The following is a 20,687-nucleotide window of genomic DNA, read 5'->3' as shown; positions in this document are numbered from 1 at the left end:
AGCTTTTAAATCAAATATGTTATTGGTCCTGTTTTTTATTTTTTGTGAGAATATTATAAAGGAATTTTATATCTCTTTTATATTAATTGGAAACATTAATATTTCCCCAATAATTAGATCACATTATAATTCTTATAATTTTACTTACGAGAGTTTATTAAGTATTGACTTGTATGGGCGTGGGTAATAGCTATAGCTAAGGCATCGGCGGCATCTGCTTGAGGGCTAGCTGGTAACTTTAATAATAATTTGACCATATGTTGCACTTGCTTTTTATCAGCTGCGCCTGTTCCTACTACACTCTGCTTAACTAAACGAGCTGCGTATTCAAAAACAGGTAAATTACTATTTACAGCAGCAACAATTGCAGCTCCTCTTGCTTGACCTAACTTTAATGCGGAATCGGCATTATGAGCCATAAAAACTTGTTCAATAGCAAACATATCGGGTTGGAATTGTAAAATAATTTCACTAACACCAGCATATACGCGTTTTAAACGAGTAGGTAAATCATCAACGGCAGTACGGATACATCCACTACCAAGGTAGGTAAGTTGTCGTCCCATTTGATGGATTACACCGTAACCCGTCAAACGAGATCCAGGATCGATGCCAAGAATAATGGCCATTAGAGCGTTGCAGCAACCTCGTCAGAAACTTCACCATTATGATAAACTTCTTGAACATCATCACAATCTTCAAGCATATCAATTAAACGTAATAATTTTGGTGCAGATTCAATATCAAGATCGACTTTTGTTGCTGGAATCATTGATACTTCAGCGGCTTCGGCAACTAGCCCAGCAGCATCAAGCGCATCTTTTACTTCACCAAATGATTCTGGTGTAGTAAATACGTCAATTGCGCCGTCATCATAAGTCACAACATCGTCTGCCCCTGCTTCAAGCGCTGCATCCATAACTTGGTCTTCATCAGTACCAGTTGGGTATGAAATAACGCCTTTTTTAGTGAACAAATATGAAACTGAACCATCAGTACCTAAGTTACCACCTGTTTTAGTAAATGCATGGCGTACTTCGGACACAGTTCGATTACGATTATCACTCAGGCATTCAACCATTACAGCTGTGCCAGCAGGTCCATAACCTTCATAGATAATTGTTTCCATGTTGCTATCATCTTCCCCACCAACACCCCGTGCAACAGCTCGGTTCATGGTATCACGGGTCATATTATTAGATAATGCTTTATCCATTGCAGCTCGTAATCGAGGATTTGACGCTGGATCGCCACCACCTAATTTTGCCGCAGTTACTAACTCACGAATAATTTTGGTAAAGATTTTACCCCGTTTAGCGTCTTGTGCAGCTTTACGGTGTTTTGTATTGGCCCATTTACTATGACCTGCCATAAAATTCTCCAGATAATAATTAAAAAATCGCTATATTTTAGCAAACATTTACTTAAAATTCATTACTAATATAGCGATAAGTTTTTATGTTCTGTAAATTGTTCTATATTAGGAATGATTTAATTATTATTTATATGTAGGAATCGTGTTGTTCACAGTTGTTAGAGAAGCTACTGCAATGAATATACATAAAAAAGCACTAACGTCGTATCACAAATATCCGATATGGCTCTTATATCATCAAAAAAAATAATTGTCACCGATTTAGCTAAACATTTAAAAACGGATAAGGCGTCTTTCTACATATTAGGTATACTGAACACTTGCATTTTAAGCACTTTGCCACGCCTAACAATGAATTAAAACATCAAATACAGCTAAAAGCAGTTGCTCTTTCAATAAAAGAAAATAGAAAGACACTATTAAAGATGATGTTATAATATAATTTTGTCAAAATGCTAATAATAACAATTTGTTATGCTCGGAAAATTGTTAACAGATAATCACTGAAAAATGAAACATTATTGAATGTAGTAACACGTTACAATAAGTTGGCAAAAAATTATATCAGTATGATTGCATTAGTACATTGCATGATGTGACTAAGAATGTAAAGGAGGCTTATGATTAATACAAAGGATCAACAGCTCCTAACCAATGTGATAATATAAACATTAAATACGATAGATTCCAAATTATAAAAATAACCTAAAAATTGATTGATTTTCTGGCATCTATTTTCACAAAAAATAAAGGTAGTTATCAATGACACAAAAAATTCCTAATACATTTGGTTTAACTGTTTTTGCGCAAAAAGTTGTTACTGTAACCAGTCTCGAACAATTACAACAAGCTTGGCAAGATAACTCCAAAAATTTACCAATTATGATTATTGGCGAAGGCAGTAACACACTTTTTACCTGTGATTTTGATGGTATTGTTATTGTTAATCGCATCAAAGGTATCACCATTAGCGAAACAGAACAAACATGGCATTTGAAAGTTGGTGCTGGCGAAATTTGGCATGATTTAGTATCAACAACCATCAAGCAAAATATATCAGGGCTTGAAAACCTAGCATTAATTCCTGGATGTGTGGGTTCGGCACCGATTCAAAACATTGGTGCTTATGGTGTTGAGTTTCAAAAAGTTGCTGATTATGTGGAGCTGCTTGAACTAGCTACAGGCAAAATTATCACTGTAAATGATGGTCAATATGGATATCGTGAAAGCATCTTCAAAAAAGCGTATTTACAAGGTTATGCTGTTATCAATGTTGGTATAAAATTACCAAAACAGTGGCAGCCAATTTTAACTTATGGGGAATTGCGAAACTTTGATCCCAAAATTGTTACTGCAAAAATGATATTTGATAAAGTATGCGAAATTCGTCGTAGTAAATTGCCAGATCCGAAGGTTTTAGGCAATGGTGGAAGTTTTTTTAAAAACCCTGTGATCGATAAAATTGTAGCGGACAAGCTACTTGAAATTTATCCAAACATGCCAATATATCCACAAGCTAATCATCAAACAAAATTAGCCGCAGGTTGGCTTATTGAACAGTGTGGTCTTAAAGGTTATCAAATAGGTGGAGCGGCTGTGCATCAACAACAAGCATTGGTTTTAGTTAATAAAGACCAAGCAACAGCACAAGATGTGGTTGAATTAGCTCGACATATAAAAAAATGTGTATTACAAAAATTCTCGGTGAATTTATCACCAGAAATCCGATTTATCGGCAACTCGGGCGAAATTAATGCAGACAATTATTTATAATTAGCACCAAATTATAATTGCCCGCAAATTTTAACCCATAATTATACGCGATAACATTATGAAACATTCGTATTCATTCCCTATTTTATTAACGAGTTTGCTATTTGTAACAATCTCGTTGTCGGCATTAAACACACAGGTACCATTGTGGTTAGTGCGTAATGAGTTTTCGCTTGGGCAAATTGGTCTTGTCGGATCAAGTTATTTTACTGGTAACTTGCTAGGTACCATTTTCGCCAATTGGTTTATTAATAAATTCAATGCTCGGCACACATACACCTATAGTTGCATTATTTTTGCCATTGCAACCATTGGATTAAGTTTTTCAATGAATTTTTATAGCTGGATAATGTGGCGATTTTTTATAGGCATTGCTTGTGCGGTCACTTGGGTGGTTATAGAAAGTTGTATATTACTCACTGGTCCTGTGCGTACGCGAGGAAAAATGCTGGCAGTTTATTTAACCACTTATTACCTAGGTACGGTTTTAGGGCAAGCTTTGTTGCAGTATTTTCCGCAAAACATATTATATTTTGGATTAGTGATTATGTTACTAATGGGGTTAGCAATTTTATTTATTTTGCTGACCCATTATAAATTACCAAAAAGGAAAAAAAGTAGCTTTAACATCATGCCAATGATATTAAATAAATCCTCTCGACTTGGGTTAACCGGTTGTGTTATTGCAGGAATGTTAATTGGATCGTTATATTCGCTCTTACCTGCCTATTACTCACACTTAGGATATAGTGATATTCAAGTAGCTAATTGGATGATTTTACTTATTTTATCAGGCGTGATTGCGCAAATGCCTGCTAACTGGTGTGCAGACAAATTTGGACGGCAACTTGTATTGCTAATTGAATCATTGCTCATGTTGGCAGCATGCATCATGCTTATATTTGATTGGTTTGATACGTTGGCGATTATTTTATTAGGTGCCACTATTTACACCATTTATCCTATATCCATGGCTTGGGCTTGCTCGTGTGTTAGAAAGCAAGATATTGTGGCGATGAATCAAGCAATGCTATTAACTAACACATTAGGGAGTTTAGTTGCTCCTGCGGTGATAGCATTCATTATGGATAAAACAAGTAATACCTATTTATTTGTTAGTTTTGCTATAATTTCGTTATACTTCATTATATTATTAGCCAAAAAAAGAGGAACGGATGCGCAGCTACAAAAATCCGCTTAAATTAATTGAAATACTAGCCGATGGTCAATTTCATTCAGGGGAAGAATTGGCAACAATTTTTGGCATAACCCGTGCTGGCATTAATAAATACATCAAACAACTGCGTGAGTGGGGGATTGAGCTAACCTCAGTGCAGGGTAAAGGCTATTGTTTGGTGGCTCCTCTTAATTTACTTAATAAAACCAAAATTGACCAGCATTACCAATCGAATAGTCGATGTGAAATATTACCGATTATTGATTCAACTAACCAATATCTACTGGATCGAATTGGTCAACTAACATCGGGCGATTGTTGTGTGGCCGAATTTCAATCCAAAGCACGAGGAAGACGAGGGCGAAAATGGTTTTCACCTTTTGGCACTAATCTATACTTTTCAATGTATTGGCGACTAGAGCAAGGCGTTGCGGCGGCAATGGGATTGAGTTTAGTTGTTGGTATTGTTATTGCCGACACCTTACATGCATTATCTGGCCAAGACATCAAAGTTAAATGGCCAAACGATCTATATCTTAACGATCAAAAACTAGCTGGTATTTTAGTCGAGCTTGCAGGTAAAACGGGTGACTGTGCCCATGTTGTGATTGGTGTTGGCGTCAATTTAACCATGACAAACCCCGATACAAACATAGTTAACCAAAAATGGGCTAATTTAGGCAATGTCGATCGTAACTTATTAGTTGCGCAGGTTGCCAAAACCTTAAAAAGCCAATTAATAGAATTTGAAAAACATGGCTTAGTACCATTTATTAATGATTGGAATAGACTAGATAACTTTGTTAACCGCCCTGTAAAACTATTAATTGGCGATAACATTATTCGTGGAATAGCAAAAGGTATAAATGACCAAGGTGCCTTATTGCTAGAACAAAATGGTAAAATTGAAGCTCATATTGGTGGCGAAATCTCATTAAGAAGTGATGAATAATAACCTATTTGCTACAATCATTTAAAAAACCTATTCCACTTGCTACAAACGAAATAGGTTAATTAAACCAATTTTAACTTTTATTCTTAAATTTCAAAACTCGAAGCGCATTAGCTGTCACAATCGCAGTTGTACCTGAATCAGCTAACACAGCCAGCCACAGTCCAGTAAAGCCAAATAAGCTGGTAATTAAAAATACTAACTTAACCCCCAACGCAATTGTAACATTTTGTTTAATATTACGAGAGGCAAAACGGGTTAAACCAATTAGCTTAGGCAAACTTAACAAACTATTTTTAGTTAATGCGGCATCAGAGGCTTCTAGCGCAACATCAGTACCACTACCCATAGCAATACTCACGGTTGCCGCTTTCATGGCTGGAGAATCATTAATTCCATCGCCAACCATAGCAATCGACGTTGAGATACGCATCTTTTCAATTTCTGCTAATTTATCGGCAGGCAACAACTCCGCACGGTAATCCATACCCAATTGCGAGGCAATAGCTTTGGCCGCTCGCGCATTATCGCCTGTCAGCATCAAAGTTTTAACGCCAAGCTTATTAAGTTCATTCATTGTAGTAATTGCATCAGCCCGCAACAGATCTTGCAATGCAATAATGCCCATCAATTGTTGACTTGTTACTGCAACTACTACAGTTTTACCAGCGTTTTCAAGCTCCTCAATAATTTTGGTATGTTCATCTTTCAATGGTGACGAAACTGTTACAACCTTACTTGGTGACACAATATAAAAAGTCTGATTATCAACCTCGCCTTGAACGCCAACCCCCGCAATCGCTTTACGATTATCTGCCTCATTGATATTTAATTGATTCTGCAATGCATAATCAACAATAGCCTTAGCAATGGGATGATGCGAACCACTTTCAATAGCGGCAACTAACGTCAATAATTGCTCTTTTGAAATATCTTGACTAATCACATCGGTGACTTGCGGTTTACCTTCGGTTAACGTACCAGTTTTATCAAATGCAACCAGTTTAACTGAACCAATATGCTCTAACGCCGCACCACCTTTAATTAGCACGCCTTGTTTTGCCGCATTAGACAAGGCTGACGTTATTACCGCAGGCGTTGAAATCACAAGCGCACAAGGGCAACCAATTAACAATAGAGTTAAACCTCGATAAAACCAAGTATACCAATCAGCATTGAACAACAAAGGTGGCGCAATAATCACTAACAGAGCAAATAAAGCGATTGCTGGCGTATAATAACGACTAAATTTATCAATAAATCGTTCAATAGGCGCTTTACGCTCCTCGGCATCTTCAATCAACTGTAAAATACGATCTACCGCATTTTGCCCAACTTCTGATACCACTTTTAATTGGATTGTACTATCAACCACGAGCGAACCAGCCAAAATCTTATCGCCTGAAAGATAATTAACAGGGATCGACTCGCCAGTCAGTGCACTTTCATCAATATTGGCTTGCTCACTTATCAAAATCACATCAGCAGGCAAACGACCACCTGACGAAATTTCAATAATATCATCAGGTTTCAGACTATGACTAGCAACAGTTTTTCGCTCCCCATCAATGATTATCACAGTTTCTTCAGGCATCAGCTCAGCGAGCGACGAAATACCTTTTTTAGCTTTACTTGTAGCAACACTTTCTAGCATTTCGCCTATCATAAACAAAAATAAGACCATGGTTGCTTCTTCGGACGCACCAATAAACAAAGCCCCAATAGCTGACACGCTCATTAACGACTCAATTGCAAATGGTGTACCACTACGCATTAAAATTAACGCTTCTTTTAAAATAGGTATTAATCCAACAATTGCAGTTATCATAAAGGCATATTCGCCAACGGTTTGATTCCATAACAAAAAAATATAACTCACCACAATTAAAGTGCCTAATACCACTAAAGGAATTAGTTCTTTTTTATCAAAACTGTGGGAATGATCATGATGATGAGAATGTTCTGGAGATGATTCAAAAATAGGTTTATAGCCTAACTCGATGACTTTATTTTCTATTAATTTAATGGTTTTTTCATTATGTTGGGGAACAAATACCACCAACTTTTCGGTAGAAAAAATAATCTTAATTTGGCTAATATTGGGTAACACTTTTAGGCTGTTTTCAATCTGTTGAGCGCAGTGCGCACAATCCATGCCTTTTATTTTCCAAGTTAATTTAATTTGCTCGCTTAGCCTGTTGGGATCATCAGGGGGATCGTCAAACTCATTTTTAGAAGTAGTGGTATGAGTATCGCCCCCACAACTATGTGTTGATTCTTGATGACAAGTTATATCGTGAGATAAATGAACATGATTATGTGCCATATTTAAACAATTACCATGACAACACTCATGATGATGATGTTCATGATGTATGTATTTGTTATTATATAACATAACATTACCTCTATTTATGGATGATTTTGATTGTACGCCAAAAAATAAAAAAGAAAATCATTTTTACTTTTAGTAGCAAAAAAAGTAAAAATCACTTCAAAACTGACCTGTAACACTTTTCAAAAAATAACGAACTAACTAATTCGCTTTAATTATTAGCATGTGCAAGGCACAAAAAACACAGAAAAAACATTGTAATAAAAACAGAAATCGGCCAATAATCACTTGATTTAATTAAAACAAAAAACCAAATAAAATCAATGGTCTACCTGAACGATTTTAAAGTAAAAAACACACTTATAGCACCACAATATTAATATGCTTGCCTTATCAGAGCGCCAAAATATACCGATAACCAAGTAAAGCTAGTACGCCAAACTTAGCTGTTGGGCGTGTTTGTGTTTTAGATGTTATCTGCAATATTAATTATTCCGCAAAAATCAAAAAGTCCTAAAGCTAACACCCTATTTTAATTATAAAATTCACCTATCTATAAAGCTGAACCGTTTTCATCTTTACATTTCTTTACAAAAAAGTCCGCCAAAAAACTAGTCAATCATTCCTTAAACGGCTATACTTTCATCGCTTTAGAAAAATGAGCTTATTAAATAAGCGAATAAACATAAAAATTCAAATAAAACAAAATATTACTTGACAGGTGAAACGAAATGCAGTACCCTTTTAGGCACAAGGCACAAGGCACAAGCACTGGCAAACCTATGTCTTAAATTTATCAAATAATCCTATTCGACAAGTTTTTACTCGAAACTTATTTATATTTTCGAAATTATCTCTCGAATTATTATCGAAATTATCCACAAAACTATCTTTAAAAATTCCATTGGCATTAGCGCCGTTGTTGTTATTGCCGTACTCTTTAGAATCGCAGGCATTATCGGCCACGACTTCTGAGCGCATTCATGGTACTGCGCCTTATTTAACCTTTGATGGCGGTGTTACTAAAGTGACTGAAATAAGGGAATTATTAGGTATTAAGTTATCAGACGGCCGAACATTCACACCGCAAAATAATCCTTCATCACCAACCGCGCCAATCGAGTTACCTAATGTAGGGGATACTTTTACTGATATTGAAATGATAGTTCCATCATCAAGCGACTCAATAAATATAAATGACTTAGTAACACAAGGTAAATGGGGCGATGATGATGGGGATGGACAGCGAGCAGGTGAAGTTACTGCATCAGGAAGTATATCGTTAGTAATAAAAGATAAAGATGGCAATACCGTTAATCGTAGTGATGCATTAGATATATGTAAAGCACCTTATAAGGTAACCTTAGATAGTTCAGAGGGAACTTTAGAGACTCGTTATGGCATGCCGAATAGTAGTACTTTTAGTGGAGGAACAGCGGAGTATTATATCACTCCGCCATCACAGCCCGTTATTTGTTCGGTCAGGCCGAATCTATATTATGGCGCAGACATCTATGCAGGCCCATCTAGCATGTGGAATCCAGCAAAGGGTTTTTTAGTTCAGTCAACAACCCCATCATCTTACGGTTTAAATTTTCCAACGACTGGTGCAGATGGCTTGTATTTTGATTTGCTTATTGCTGGGGTAGATGCAAGTCAGTTGAGTTGGACAGTTAACACGAGTGGTAGTCTAAATGCAACGGTGAGTTGGACAAGTCCGCGTACAGGGACATTCACGGACCCAGAAGGGTATACGATACCAGCTGATGAATGGATTACTGATAAATCCAAGAATGTAACACGGGTAACGTTGCATGGTCCAGAGGCAAGAAGCCAGTGGGACAATCCCAGTCCTAGTGAAATTACCGTGCCATCTTTGCCGCAGACATTTGAGTTGGTTGGTAGGGATAGTCAAGGTAATGAGGTTAGGTATGGTTTTGTGTTGAGGCAGTGGTTCGTCAATCGGGGAGTTAAGAAAGATAACCATTCTAATCAAACCACATGGTGTAATAGTTTGGGTTATCGAATGCCACGGGTAAGAGATTTAACCAATGCAGTTTGTTCTGGTTTGGCTTCAGGAAGTTGGTGTCAAGGCGCAGTAGGCGCCACACCTAGCTCATCAATTAATAAGTTCCAGCGTCACATAGGCGCTGGCTTTTTCACGGAGTGGGGCAGCATGTACTCCTACACTGATGCGGGCTTCGTCGGCTACGGCTACTGGACGAGCGACGCGGCAGGTAGCAACCAGTTCCATGTCTACTCGGACGACGGCAGCGTCTACGGCTACAGTGCCAGCAACTTCCGCCCTAGCCTTTGCACCGCACCTTAGCTTTTAGCGTTTAGTTCTTAATCCTTAGGGCGCGGAAGGGGGTTACGGTGCCTGAGGGGATAATATAAAAAAGAATAAAGCCCCCGCGTAAGTTGGGGCGCTGAGCAGGCAAAGCCTGCGAGCCTTGCGCTTTAATGACAGAAAATCAAAATAGACCCCGACCGATACGACTTAAAAGCTTGCGCTTTTGTTATTAACTGACTGTTATTAACAAGCTGTTATTAATAGCTATTATCAAATAACAAAAGCGCTTTTATTAAAAAGCCAAATGCAACGTAATAAAAAACTAGCCTATAAATGTTTGATTTTATTTAGAAATGCAAATAAAAACTTCAATAAAATCAATAGTCTACCTGAACGATTTTAAAGTAAAAAACACACTTATAGCACCACAATGCTAATATGCTTGCCTTATTAGAGCGTCAAAATGTGCCAATAACGAAGTAAAGCTAGCACGCCAAACTTGGCTGTTGGGTGTGTTTGTGTTTTAGATGTTATCAGCAATATTAATCATTCCGCGAAAATCAAAAAGTCCTAAAGCTAATACCCTATTTTAATTATAAAATTCACCTATCTCTAAAGCTGAACTGTTTTCATCTTTACATTTCTTTACAAAAAAGTCCGCCAAAAAACTAGCCAACTATTTTTTAAATGGTTATACTTTTATCGCTGTAGGAAAACAAGCTTATTAAATAAGCGAATAATTATAAAAATTCAAATAAAACAAAATATTACTTGACAGGTGAACCATAATGCATTATCATTTTAGGCACAAGGCACAAGGCACAAGCACTGGCAAACCTATGTCTTAAGTTTATCAAATAATCTTATTCGACGAGTTTTTACACGAAACTTATTTATATCTTCCAAATTATCTCTCAACGAATTATCGAAATTACCGCTCAAATCACCTAAAACAGCTTTGCTAGTATTAGCACTGTTATTATTGTCATTGCCATGGAATAATGTACAGGCGAATGACAAAAAGTATCGAGCGGGTAATCGTAGTGATGCAATAATATTACTATCCGAACCATTACCAGCGGAGCCAGTTATACCAGTTATCAAGTATGCAAGACCGAATCTACAAATGGGTGACGGCAAACACGCAGGCCCTGCTAACATATGGAATCCTAAGAAGGGCTTCTTAGTTCAATCAACCAATCCAGGATCATATAACCTCAATTTTCCAACTACAGGTGCGGATAATTTATATTTTGATTTACTCATTACAGGAATAGATGTAAGAGAATTGACATGGGCACCTGTCAGTCATGAGGGAATTACTGCAAGCGTGATAAATGTTGTACCCAATGATTACTGGATTCCTTATGAAGATAGGGGACAAGTTGTAGCACGTGTTAAGCTAACAGGTCCAGAGGCAAGAAATCAAAGGTTTAACCCTAGCCGAATTACTGTACCAAGGTTACCGCAGACGTTTGAGTTAGTGGGTAGAGATAAAGATGGTTATGAGTTAGTAAAATATGGATTTGTGTTGAGGAAGTGGTTCGTCAATCGGGTTGTAACTAAATATTATAATGATCAGTCCGCATGGTGTAGAGGTTTGGGTTATCGCATGCCGGGGGTAAGTGATTTAACCAATACGAATTGTGGTGTAAGAGGAGATCATTTTTTCCCATGTATAAAAATAAAAGTGGGTAGAGATTATATCATAATGAACGATGGCGCCAAGCCATCGTCAGGACATGGGGAATACCAACGTCAAATAGGCGCTGGATTTTTCACGGAGTGGGGCAGCATGAGATCCTACGCTGATGCGGGTTTCATCGGTAACAGCTACTGGTTAGGTGGCAGCCGATCAGGTGATACTATGATGTACGCTGTTGATTCTGGCAAAGGCTACGTCTATAAGCGCGGTGATAATCTCAGCGGTAACTATGGTCTTTGCTTAAGTGGTAGTGGTTAATTAATCTTTAGGGCGCAGAAGGTGGTTACGGTGCTTGAGAGGATAATATAACAAAGAATAAAGCCCCCGCGTAAGTTGGGGCGCTGAGCAGGCAAAGCCTGCGAGCCTTGCAAATTTATGGTTCGCCAATAAGTAGTTAAATGTTGATTTTATCCGTAATAAATCAGAAAAAAATTAATCAACTTTATTTTAGCCTTAATTTTTTTACGTTTATGCTGATTTTATGTATATAATTAACGTAAATTCATCTATTGTGTATTATTATGGCTAATGTATCTTCTTTTCGCCAAAAGCAAAGCACTATTTTTGTCGCATTTCTAGTCACAACTTTTATTGTCGGTATTGCTGGTGCTTTACAATCTCCTACTTTAAGTCGATTTTTAACTTTTGAAGTTAATGTTAATTCACGGCTAGTTGGACTTTTTTTTTCTGTTAATGCTTTAGCCAGTATTGTGGGTAGCTTTCTATTAGCTAAATATTCCGATAAAAAGGGCGATAGGCGTTATATTGTTATATTTTGCTGTTTAATGGGCATTGCTAATAGCATTACTTTTGCGTTTACACGTCATTATTTGGTGTTAATTACGCTGGGTGTTTTGTTTGCAGCGTTATCGTCTGCTGCTATGCCACAAATTTTTGCTTTAGCACGCGAATATGCCGTTAAAACTGGGCGTAATGTTGTGGCATTTAATTCACTTATTCGAGCTCAACTTTCGCTTGCTTGGGTATTTGGCCCACCAATTTCTTTTGGCTTAGCTATTAATTTTGGTTTTACGGCAATGTATTTAACGGGCATGTGCATGTTTATGGTCGCGATGCTGTTTGTTGCTATTTTTTTACCTTCGGTTGAAAAAAATCCCACCTCACAACTAAATAACGAAGCAGAGTTACAAGCGGCAAATCAACCACTTTGGAAGAATAGAAATGTGCTTTGTTTATTGCTATCTACGGTATTTATGTGGACAGCAAATATGATGTATATTATTGATATGCCAATTTATGTTGATGTTGTATTACATCTTTCAGATTCATTGCCAGGTGTATTGATGGGACTTGCTGCTGGTATCGAAATTCCAGTTATGCTCATCGCTGGATATTTAGTGCCACATTTAGGTAAACGAAATCTGTTTTTTATTGCGATCGTTTGCGGTTTGATTTTTTATCTTGGTATGATTTTTTGTACTGGTGAATACGCCTTATTAGCATTACAACTCTTTAATGCTCTATTTATTGGTATTGTAGCTAACATTGGTATTATCTATTTTCAGGATTTATTGCCTACCCGAATGGGCGTGGCTTCTACTTTATTTAATAATGGTATTATTTTCAGCATAATTATAGCTGGAATGTTGCAAGGATTTGTATCAGAAGCCTATGGACATGAGGTTATCTATTGGATTGCGTTAGTTATGGTTGCGATATCATTGTTATTTTGTACGTTGGTGAAAGATGTAAAAACTAACGTGGGCTGAAAGTAGATGAATAGTTAGATAATTAATAACAAAATCAATAGTAAATAGATAATTAAGTGTAATTTGTCTTCTTAATAGTTAGAAAGACAAATTACTGAAACAATTAAAGATTAGATGTGTTTAATAGTTTTTCATAAAAGGCATAATCGGTCCTTTCATAACCCAATGGCGTAATAGCAATAAAGTTGGCATTAGCGGCATCAAGTTCTTTATTGTCATCAAGTATTTGTAAATTGCGTTTTGCTCTAAACCAAAAGTAATCATTACCTTCGGGATCTTGTGTTGGTATCACCATAAAACGACTTACATCGCTATCGCCTTGTTTTGTTATTTTCAAACCTTTAATTTGTTGTGCTGTACATGCAGGAAAATTAACGTTAAAACAAATATTTTGCGCAGATGGTAACGAAAGTAATTTAGCAATAACTGTTTGAGCGTGATGTTTAGCACAACTCCAGTCAGTTGGCTGGTTATCTTCACTGGTTAATTGACTCAATGCAATTGCAGGAATGCCCAAAGCCATAGCCATCATTGCCGCACCAACCGTGCCAGATAACACTGTTTCAAATCCTACATTTGAACCATTATTAATTCCAGATAGTACTAGATCGGGTAGGTTGTTAGCCATCAAATATTTAATTGCAAATAGTGAGCAATCGGCAGGCGTGCCATAAACGGCAAATTCTTGTTTTCCACGTTGAACAACTCTAAATGGCGTTTTTAAGCTCACTGAACAAGATACTCCACTTTGATCTATGGCTGGTGCAACTACCCAAACCTCGTGAGCTATCTTTTTTGCCACTTCTTGCAATAGTTTAATGCCTGGTGCATCAAAGCCATCATCATTGACGAGTAAAACGCGATTAACTAACTTTTTTAACATATTATTTCCTTATTGAGCAAATGTATTACATTCGTTAATTGCACCGCTATCAAATCCACGTTTAAACCAAGTATAACGTTGCTTAGATGTACCATGGGTAAAACTATCAGGCACAACATAACCTTCACTTTGTTGTTGCAAGCGATCATCACCAATGGCTTTTGCGGTGTTTAAAGCTTGTTCAATATCACCTTCATCCAGCCGATTTTGTTGTTGCATTGCATTGCCCCACATACCAGCAAAACAATCGGCTTGGAGTTCTAATTTAACCGATAATTGGTTATTTGTGATTTCGGACTGACTTTGTTTTAATTGCTCAACGTGGCTAAATGTGCCCAGCAAATTTTGTACATGATGACCAACTTCATGCGCAATTACATAACCTTGAGCAAAGTCGCCACCACCACCAAGTCGCTGTTTCATCTCTTGATAGAAAGACATATCTAGATAGACAGTTTTGTCAATACTACAATAAAATGGTCCCATAAAGGTTTGACCAGTGCCACAAGATGTTCTTGTAGAGCCGTTATAAAGTACTAGCTTAGGGGGAGTATAGGTTTTACCTAAACGTTGAAATTCTTGATGCCAATAATCTTCAGTACTCGCTAAAATGATAGACGTAAATTTGACGGCATCTTCATCATCAATTGAATATTGATTAGTATTTTGTTCGGTGCTGTTTGTATCAATTAGTGTTGAATCTAGCAAGCCAGTTAAATCAACACCATAATAGCCAGCAATTAACACTACAATAAATAAAACAACCTTACCTTTACCACCAATTGGAAGTTTTGTTCCTATTTCACTTCCTGATTGTGAGCGACGATCTTCAATATTATCGCTCTCTCGTTGGTCTCTCCAGCGCATAGGAATTACCTTGTCAGTTTTAGTTTAATTATTTTAATGGATAACGAATAAGTATTCTAGATTAAGTTATTAGCGTAGTTATAAATTGGACAAATTAACCGTACAAAAATAGGTAAAGTATTTGTTTGAAAAATTAGTTATTTCTTGCTTTTTTAGGTATATAATGGAAATCATACCATTATATCTTCATACTAATGTTTGGGTATTGTTATGCCATATTTATTTCTTACTTTGGCGGCTTGCTTTTGGGGTGGTAATTATGTTGTTGGGCGTGTTTTAGTTACTCAAGCCGATCCTATGGTAATATCTGAAGGTCGTTGGGTTATTACTGCGCTGTTATTATTGTGTTTATATCAACATCAAGTTCGTAATGACTTATCCAAAATTAGAAAATCGATTGGTCCCATTTGTTTGTTAGCCATTTTTGGGCAGATTTTGTTTCCATTAACACTTTATGTTGGATTGCAATATACCTCATCGCTTAATGCATCAATTTACCTTTCTGCAACACCATGTATGGTGTTGGTTATGAATAAATTGTTATTTAATGATACGATTTCAAAAAATAATATTTTAGGTGTGTTATTTAGTACAATTGGTGTAATTTATTTGATTTTACAAGGCAATCTAACCAATTTAAGTGAGTTGAGTAATATTAATAAAGGGGACTTGTGGGCAATGGCATCAGCAATGAGCTGGGCTTGTTATAGCGCATTTATACGGTTAAAAGATAAATCGATATCTGGCAATGCTTTTGTGACTGTTAGTGCCGTGTTAGGTTCGGTCATGTTACTTCCAGTTGCATTAGTGTATTTTTATTTTTACCCATTTTCCAACCTAGCGCATTATACCTCAACAAGCTTTTTGCTTGGTTTATTATATATTGCTATTTTTGCGTCTTGGTTATCTTATTTATTTTGGAATAAAGGTATTATGGATATTGGCGCAACACGTGGGCAAATCTATACTCATATTATCCCTTTGTCAGCAGGAATTTTCAGTATTCTATTTTTACATACGTCAGTTGCGTATTTTCATATTGTGTCGATAGTACTAATAGTTATTGGGATCTATTTTTGTTCACGGAAATAGTTAATAATGCAAACAGCCGTTTTTAAAATAGCTTTAGTATTAACTTAAAAATCAAGAAAATTTTACAAAATGAGGTTATTTTGCTATAATTAGCATCCATTTTTCACAAAAAGGAATTGTTTTGTTGTTATTTAGTAGAAATTAAAACAAACAATAAAACATTAGTTTTTGCTTTTTTATTATCCTCTTTTTTTATCTTTGCTGTATTTTGCTTCAATTTTAATTAACTGATAAACACTTTTTCAAAGTGTAATCTAAAAAGTATTGTTCTTTGTGTATTAAAAGGTAACCGTTTACCTTGTTGCATCATTCCTTTTTATTATTTGTATGTAAACAGGCGGTATTTTATGAAAAAAACAAGAAAGTCCAAAAATAAACCATTAAACATCAACGATATTACTATAATTGATGATAGCAAGTTAAAAAAAGCTATTACCGCAGCAGCACTTGGTAATGCGATGGAGTGGTTTGATTTTGGTGTATATGGCTTTTTAGCTTATGTTTTAGGGCAAGTCTTTTTCCCTGATGCATCCCCTAGTGTTCAAATGGTTGCCGCACTCGCCACGTTTTCCGTACCATTTTTAGTTCGGCCGTTAGGCGGTTTAGTGTTTGGGATCCTTGGTGATAAATTTGGACGCCAAAAAGTATTATCAATAACTATCATTATTATGTCGTTAAGCACTTTTTGTATTGGTTTAATTCCTTCTTATGCTTCAATTGGTATTGCTGCGCCAATATTATTATTGCTAGCTAAATTTGCGCAAGGGTTTTCAATAGGAGGAGAATATTCTGGTGCGGCTATATTTGTTGCCGAATATTCGCCAGATCGCAAACGTGGTTTTATGGGGAGTTGGTTAGATTTTGGTTCGATTGCCGGTTTTTTAGTTGGAGCGGGTTTAGTCGTGCTTTTATCTAGTATTCTTGGCAAAGTTGCATTTCATGAGTGGGGTTGGCGAATTCCATTTTTATTCGCTTTACCACTTGGATTAATTGGGTTTTACTTACGTCATGCACTAGATGAAACACCTGCATTTCAACAGCATACTGATTTGATGGATCAAAATGTTCGCGATCATATTACCAATCAACCTAAAATGACTTTCAAACAGATTTTTATCAAATATTGGAAAAGCCTATTAGTCTGTGTAGGGTTAGTGATTGTTACTAATGTGACTTATTATATGTTGCTTACCTATATGCCTAGTTATTTATCTCATAATTTAAATTACGATACAGATCATGGTGTATTAATTATTATTGCTATCATGATAGGTATGTTATTTGTTCAACCATTGATTGGTTTTATTAGCGATAAAATAGGTCGCAGACCGTTCATTATTGGGGGAAGCTTTGGTTTATTAATTCTTGCTTATCCGTCATTTGTTATGATCAACAGTGATATTATAGGTCTTATCTTTTTAGGATTATTGATTTTAGCTGTATTACTTAACTGTTTTACTGGTGTTATGGCCTCAATTTTACCAGCTATCTTTCCGACTAGTATTCGTTATAGTGCTCTAGCTATATCATTTAATATCTCGGTATTAGTTGCTGGCGCTACTCCAACAGTGGCGGCTTGGCTAGTTGAAGAAAGTCATAATTTATATATGCCAGCTTATTATTTAATGGTTGTGGCATTAGTGGGTTTACTTACAGGCATAAAAATGAAAGAAACCGCAAACCGTCCACTCCGCGGCGCAACGCCCGCAGCATCAGACAGGTCAGAGGCAAAAGAAATATTATCGGATCACTTTGACTCAATAGAACAAAGAGTCGAAGATATAGAACAGCAGATCGAAACATTACAACAACAACGTCAGAATTTAGTCGATCAGCATCCTAAGTTAGATTGATCTTGTTATTTTTTAGGTTTTGTATGTTTTATTTAACATACAAAACCTTAATTAAATAAAATCAATACGCTACCTGAGTAATTTTTAGCGATAAAATTAATCCATCATAGAAATAGCTAAAACGCTGCCAACCCTTTTTTTTATTAATAAATTAAAGTAAATAAAAACAAAGCATTATAAAACCGCTACAAAAAAGGGTTTTTGAAAACAGAAATCCTATTTGTCTTTTGCGAAACAAGGTTTATAGTATATTGGATTCTAGTTTACCGCCGCATAGGCGGTTTAGAAAAATTTACATAAGAATGACGCCCGAAGACTTCGAGTTTACCGCCGCATAGGCGGTTTAGAAAACTTATTTTATCTGCTCAAAAATTATACACAAGTTTACCGCCGCATAGGCGGTTTAGAAAATTAGCACCCGTTGCCGGCTCTATGCTAATTGGTTTACCGCCGCATAGGCGGTTAGAAATTCTGGCATTATTATTTTTAACAGTATGACGTCCACAGCTATATAACAGATTGATTTTATTTAAAATTATTAAATTAAAAAATAAAATCAATATTCTACCTGATTGATTTTATATAAAAATGTACCGATAATTGAGTGCGCTAAACAAGAGCGATAAATATGTGTAATTTTGGCACAATGTAAAAAATAAAAGAGTTTGAAAGTTTACTGTGAAAAAACTATTTGCACATTAACTTACTATGATATTGTCGACGATATTCGGTTGGTGTTCGTTCTGTCTTTTTTTTAAAAATACGACAAAAATAATTACTATCTTTAAACCCCGATGCTAGAGCAATTTCTTTTATATTTAGATCATAATCTTTTAATAGCGATTTGGCATATTCTAAGCGAATATGATTTAGATATTCATTTAACCCTATTTTTCCCTCGCTTTGAAATAGATGTGATAAGTAATTGGGTGAAGTGTAAAACATATTAGCTAAAAAGTCGCGTGTAATATCCTCACGAAAGTGAGTATCAATATATTGGCGAATGGCTTCATATAGGCAAGTAGTTTTGGATGATGTTTTGATATTGGTATTTAACAAATCGAGCGTGTTGCTAAGCAAACTGTGAATAAGATAGTAAGCAGTTTGATTTTGTTTACATGATTGGTTTTGCCAGATAAGTTCGGTCAGAGCTTGAATAATGAATGTACCAACCCGCGGGCCTCGTCTTGGTGTGTTAATTTGCCCAAGCGGAATTAGTTGTGTGCCATCCCAATGCAATAGGCTTATACCAATTTGTTGTTTACCAAACAATATGTTTAATGAAGTAACAGGGCTTGTCCAAATGGGTTTGTTCCAGCTTTGAGCGGAAATATATAAAAGATCATTAGTTGATAATATTTTTTCAATAACTTTGCCATTACTATCTGCCCATAGCATCTGTTGCTTTCCTTCTAATATAATTTCAATTCTAGGAAAGTTGACTTGGTAGGCAAGTAAAGGAGAACAAGTATTACTATTGGCAAAATAGATATGATTGATTGACTCTGGGTTATTGACTAGTTTAGCTAGTTTTTCGTTAATGATTTTTGTCATAAATTAAGTTAATGATAAATCAAGTGTGTACTATCGTTTAGATTATATACGCATATGGAAAAGATGAAAATAAGTATAAATTTTTCTTTTATTTAATAAGTTAATGTTAATTTTTCGTTGTGTGATCTAAGTCTCAATTTCTTATTTATCGTACAAAAATCCAGTAAATGACAAAATTGTCTTCTAGGCGATTGGATCATTTTTTTTACTATAGCTGTAACGCAAAATTTGTAATACAAAGAGCGTTATCTGTATACGTTAATAGATATTTGTTGGTTTTAGCTAGGAGTTAACCATGGAATTATATTTAGATACCGCCGATCTTGTCGCCATTAAACGTTTAGCTAAGGTGTTACCTATTAGTGGGGTTACCACTAATCCAAGCATTGTAGCAAAATCGGGCAAGCCAATTTTTTCGTTATTAGATGAATTACAGGGAGTATTGGGTTCAGATAAATTACTATTTGCTCAGGTACTTTCAAGTAATGCTGATGAAATGATAAAAGAAGCTTATCAGCTTAGAAAAGCAGTACCATCGATTGTGACTAAAATTCCTGTTAATGCTCAAGGATTGATTGCAATTAAAGAATTAACCCAGCAAGGAATTCCAACTTTGGGAACGGCTGTCTATGGTGCAGGGCAGGGATTTTTAGCTGCATTAGCAGGGGCTAAATATATTGCACCTTATGTTAATCGCATTGATGCTCAAGGCGGAAACAGTAAAGATACAGTACTGGAATTACAAAAATTGTTAAATTTGCACTGTCCACAATCGATGGTGTTAGCCGCAAGCTTTAGAACGCCAAGGCAAGCGTTAGACTGTATGATTGCTGGTTGTAAGTCTATTACGTTGCCAGTAGATGTGGCTGAGCTATTTATTTCTGATCCAGCTGTTGATGCGGCAATTACTAAGTTTGATCAAGACTGGTGTAATGCTTTTGGTACGTTATCGTTTTAAATTTATTTTTTAATTTGATTTTTTCTAAACTTGTTTCATCGCTTTTGGGTTAAACAAGTTTATCTATTTTTTCAATTATAAAAATAGCATTATTCTAATATATTTTGTTGTATGATGATGCCATCTAGCAATAAATTTAG

The 20,687-nt window shown here is 36.0% G+C and carries 15 protein-coding genes; 9 read left to right on the top strand and 6 right to left on the bottom strand.

What is annotated here, in order from left to right:
* Positions 1-140: 140 nt before the first annotated feature.
* Both ruvC and A9G25_RS05270 read right to left on the bottom strand, forming a co-directional pair.
* Positions 141-629 carry a crossover junction endodeoxyribonuclease RuvC gene (gene ruvC, locus A9G25_RS05275; protein ID WP_065626068.1) on the bottom strand — a complete coding sequence of 163 codons (489 nt, stop codon included), beginning with the start codon at positions 627-629 and terminating at the stop codon, positions 141-143.
* Positions 629-1,372, bottom strand: a complete 744-nt coding sequence (locus A9G25_RS05270) for a YebC/PmpR family DNA-binding transcriptional regulator (RefSeq protein ID WP_065560314.1) — start codon at positions 1,370-1,372, stop codon at positions 629-631. Before A9G25_RS05270 ends, ruvC begins: the two co-directional genes overlap by 1 nt.
* 765 nt (positions 1,373-2,137) lie before the next feature.
* Between A9G25_RS05270 and murB the strand changes: the two genes are divergently transcribed.
* Genes murB through birA form a run of 3 tightly spaced genes read left to right on the top strand, consistent with a single transcriptional unit; the run spans position 2,138 to position 5,277 of the window.
* Positions 2,138-3,148 (top strand): UDP-N-acetylmuramate dehydrogenase, encoded by a 1,011-nt coding sequence (gene murB, locus A9G25_RS05265; protein ID WP_065575600.1) that lies wholly within the window; start codon positions 2,138-2,140, stop codon positions 3,146-3,148.
* Between the two features lie 58 nt (positions 3,149-3,206).
* Positions 3,207-4,349, top strand: coding sequence for an MFS transporter (locus A9G25_RS05260; protein WP_065626067.1), 1,143 nt, complete (start codon positions 3,207-3,209; stop codon positions 4,347-4,349).
* On the top strand, positions 4,324-5,277 hold the full coding sequence (birA, locus tag A9G25_RS05255; RefSeq protein WP_065575598.1) for a bifunctional biotin--[acetyl-CoA-carboxylase] ligase/biotin operon repressor BirA: 954 nt from the start codon (positions 4,324-4,326) through the stop codon (positions 5,275-5,277). Before A9G25_RS05260 ends, birA begins: the two co-directional genes overlap by 26 nt.
* 73 nt (positions 5,278-5,350) lie before the next feature.
* Here birA and A9G25_RS05250 read toward each other — a convergent pair whose 3' ends face one another.
* Positions 5,351-7,675 carry a zinc/cadmium/mercury/lead-transporting ATPase gene (locus tag A9G25_RS05250; RefSeq protein ID WP_065626066.1) on the bottom strand — a complete coding sequence of 775 codons (2,325 nt, stop codon included), beginning with the start codon at positions 7,673-7,675 and terminating at the stop codon, positions 5,351-5,353.
* Positions 7,676-8,516: 841 nt separating this feature from the next.
* On the opposite strand from A9G25_RS05250, the gene A9G25_RS05240 reads away from it, so the two are divergent.
* The 3 genes from A9G25_RS05240 to A9G25_RS05230 all read left to right on the top strand — a co-directional run bounded on the left by A9G25_RS05240 (position 8,517) and on the right by A9G25_RS05230 (position 13,340).
* Positions 8,517-9,941: a hypothetical protein gene (locus A9G25_RS05240; protein ID WP_141675004.1), complete on the top strand. Its 1,425-nt coding sequence runs from the start codon at positions 8,517-8,519 to the stop codon at positions 9,939-9,941.
* 922 nt (positions 9,942-10,863) lie between these two features.
* Complete coding sequence (locus A9G25_RS05235; protein WP_141675003.1) at positions 10,864-11,868, top strand: hypothetical protein; 1,005 nt, start codon at positions 10,864-10,866, stop codon at positions 11,866-11,868.
* 263 nt (positions 11,869-12,131) lie between these two features.
* Positions 12,132-13,340, top strand: coding sequence for an MFS transporter (locus A9G25_RS05230; RefSeq protein WP_065626063.1), 1,209 nt, complete (start codon positions 12,132-12,134; stop codon positions 13,338-13,340).
* A gap of 103 nt (positions 13,341-13,443) precedes the next feature.
* On the opposite strand, the gene surE is transcribed toward A9G25_RS05230, so the two are convergent.
* Positions 13,444-14,223 (bottom strand): 5'/3'-nucleotidase SurE, encoded by a 780-nt coding sequence (gene surE, locus A9G25_RS05225; protein WP_065574867.1) that lies wholly within the window; start codon positions 14,221-14,223, stop codon positions 13,444-13,446.
* A 9-nt stretch (positions 14,224-14,232) separates the two neighbouring features.
* Positions 14,233-15,090: a KPN_02809 family neutral zinc metallopeptidase gene (gene ypfJ / locus A9G25_RS05220; protein ID WP_065626062.1), complete on the bottom strand. Its 858-nt coding sequence runs from the start codon at positions 15,088-15,090 to the stop codon at positions 14,233-14,235.
* Positions 15,091-15,300: 210 nt separating this feature from the next.
* On the opposite strand from ypfJ, the gene A9G25_RS05215 reads away from it, so the two are divergent.
* Together A9G25_RS05215 and proP are read left to right on the top strand one after the other, a co-directional pair.
* The gene (locus A9G25_RS05215; RefSeq protein WP_065626061.1) at positions 15,301-16,182 is read left to right on the top strand and encodes a DMT family transporter; all 882 of its coding nucleotides are present in this window, start codon (positions 15,301-15,303) and stop codon (positions 16,180-16,182) included.
* A 347-nt stretch (positions 16,183-16,529) separates the two neighbouring features.
* Positions 16,530-18,035 carry a glycine betaine/L-proline transporter ProP gene (gene proP, locus A9G25_RS05210; protein ID WP_065626060.1) on the top strand — a complete coding sequence of 502 codons (1,506 nt, stop codon included), beginning with the start codon at positions 16,530-16,532 and terminating at the stop codon, positions 18,033-18,035.
* Positions 18,036-18,722: 687 nt separating this feature from the next.
* On the opposite strand, the gene A9G25_RS05205 is transcribed toward proP, so the two are convergent.
* Positions 18,723-19,589 (bottom strand): helix-turn-helix domain-containing protein, encoded by an 867-nt coding sequence (locus A9G25_RS05205; protein ID WP_065626059.1) that lies wholly within the window; start codon positions 19,587-19,589, stop codon positions 18,723-18,725.
* 295 nt (positions 19,590-19,884) lie between these two features.
* Between A9G25_RS05205 and fsa the strand changes: the two genes are divergently transcribed.
* Positions 19,885-20,547 carry a fructose-6-phosphate aldolase gene (gene fsa / locus A9G25_RS05200; RefSeq protein ID WP_065626058.1) on the top strand — a complete coding sequence of 221 codons (663 nt, stop codon included), beginning with the start codon at positions 19,885-19,887 and terminating at the stop codon, positions 20,545-20,547.
* Positions 20,548-20,687: the final 140 nt, after the last annotated feature.

The organism is Gilliamella sp. Bif1-4 (assembly GCF_001690535.1).
Taxonomy (GTDB): Bacteria; Pseudomonadota; Gammaproteobacteria; order Enterobacterales; family Orbaceae; genus Gilliamella; species Gilliamella bombi.
Note: the sequence above shows the minus strand (reverse complement) of the source record. Positions and strands in the feature narration are given on the sequence as shown.

What these genes read in the sequence shown, in the direction of transcription:
- A9G25_RS05215 (WP_065626061.1), top strand. Translation starts at nt 15,301, where the DNA reads ATGCCATATTTATTTCTTACTTTGGCGGCTTGCTTTTGGGGTGGTAAT.
- ypfJ (WP_065626062.1), bottom strand. Translation starts at nt 15,090, where the DNA reads ATGCGCTGGAGAGACCAACGAGAGAGCGATAATATTGAAGATCGTCGC.
- ruvC (WP_065626068.1), bottom strand. Translation starts at nt 629, where the DNA reads ATGGCCATTATTCTTGGCATCGATCCTGGATCTCGTTTGACGGGTTAC.
- surE (WP_065574867.1), bottom strand. Translation starts at nt 14,223, where the DNA reads ATGTTAAAAAAGTTAGTTAATCGCGTTTTACTCGTCAATGATGATGGC.
- fsa (WP_065626058.1), top strand. Translation starts at nt 19,885, where the DNA reads ATGGAATTATATTTAGATACCGCCGATCTTGTCGCCATTAAACGTTTA.
- A9G25_RS05205 (WP_065626059.1), bottom strand. Translation starts at nt 19,589, where the DNA reads ATGACAAAAATCATTAACGAAAAACTAGCTAAACTAGTCAATAACCCA.
- A9G25_RS05230 (WP_065626063.1), top strand. Translation starts at nt 12,132, where the DNA reads ATGGCTAATGTATCTTCTTTTCGCCAAAAGCAAAGCACTATTTTTGTC.
- A9G25_RS05260 (WP_065626067.1), top strand. Translation starts at nt 3,207, where the DNA reads ATGAAACATTCGTATTCATTCCCTATTTTATTAACGAGTTTGCTATTT.
- A9G25_RS05270 (WP_065560314.1), bottom strand. Translation starts at nt 1,372, where the DNA reads ATGGCAGGTCATAGTAAATGGGCCAATACAAAACACCGTAAAGCTGCA.
- birA (WP_065575598.1), top strand. Translation starts at nt 4,324, where the DNA reads ATGCGCAGCTACAAAAATCCGCTTAAATTAATTGAAATACTAGCCGAT.
- proP (WP_065626060.1), top strand. Translation starts at nt 16,530, where the DNA reads ATGAAAAAAACAAGAAAGTCCAAAAATAAACCATTAAACATCAACGAT.
- A9G25_RS05250 (WP_065626066.1), bottom strand. Translation starts at nt 7,675, where the DNA reads ATGTTATATAATAACAAATACATACATCATGAACATCATCATCATGAG.
- murB (WP_065575600.1), top strand. Translation starts at nt 2,138, where the DNA reads ATGACACAAAAAATTCCTAATACATTTGGTTTAACTGTTTTTGCGCAA.